The organism is Kitasatospora sp. NPDC091257, from assembly GCF_044757675.1.
Lineage (GTDB): Bacteria > Actinomycetota > Actinomycetes > Streptomycetales > Streptomycetaceae > Kitasatospora > Kitasatospora lactacystinica.
Genome location: NZ_JBIVVI010001910.1, coordinates 1 through 1018 on the forward strand (window position 1 = coordinate 1; position 1018 = coordinate 1018).

The window sequence follows — 1018 nt, forward strand, 5'->3', positions numbered from 1 at the left end:
CCCAACGGCCCCTCCCAGCAGCGGGTCATCCGGGCGGCCCTCGCCGACGCCGGACTGACCGCCGCCGAGGTCGACGCGGTGGAGGCACACGGCACCGGGACCACCCTCGGCGACCCGATCGAGGCCGACGCGCTGCTGGCCACCTACGGCCAGGACCGGCCCGCCGGGCGTCCGCTGTGGCTGGGGTCGCTGAAGTCGAACATCGGGCACACCCAGGCCGCCGCCGGGGTCGCCGGGGTCATCAAGACGGTGCTCGCGCTGCGGCACGGCGTCCTGCCCCGCACCCTGCACGTGGACGCGCCCACCCCGCACGCCGACTGGTCCTCGGGCGCCGTCGAACTCCTCACCGAGGCCCGCGACTGGCCCGCCGTCGACCGGCCGCGCCGGGCCGGGGTGTCCTCGTTCGGCATGAGCGGCACCAATGCGCACGTCGTCCTCGAACAGGCACCGGAGCCGGAACAGGCCGACGGACCGGAAGCAGCGACCGACGGCCCGGACACCGCAGCCGGGGCGGGCGCGCCCGGGGCCGTGCTGCCCTGGGTGCTGTCCGGCCGCACCGCGTCCGCGCTCGGGGACCAGGCGGCCCGGCTGCGCGCCCGGCTCGCCACGGACGCGCCCGCACGGGCGGCCGACATCGGGCTCTCGCTGGCGACCACCCGGTCCGCCTTCGAACACCGGGCCGTGGTGATCGGCGACGGGCGCCCCGCACTGCTGGACGGCCTCGCCGCCCTGTCCGGGCCGGGCACGGACCCCTCCACCGCCCCGGCCACGCCCGCCGACGTCGTCGCGGGCACCGGCCGGGTCGTCGAGGGCCGGACGGCACTGGTGTTCCCCGGCCAGGGCTCCCAGTGGGCCGGCATGGCGCGGGACCTGCTCGCCACCAGCCCCGTGTTCCGGGACCGCCTCGCCGCCTGCGACACCGCCCTCCGCGCCCACGTCGACTGGCGGCTCCCCGCCGTCCTGGAGGGCGCGCCCGGGGCACCCTCCCTGGAACGGGTGGACGTGGTGCAGCCGGTGC

At 78.4% G+C, this 1018-nt stretch carries 1 protein-coding gene; it reads left to right on the forward strand.

From position 1 onward, the window contains the following. Positions 1 to 1018, forward strand: a 1018-nt coding sequence (locus ACIQOV_RS42820) for an acyltransferase domain-containing protein (RefSeq protein ID WP_401056717.1), incomplete at both ends; no start/stop codon positions are given.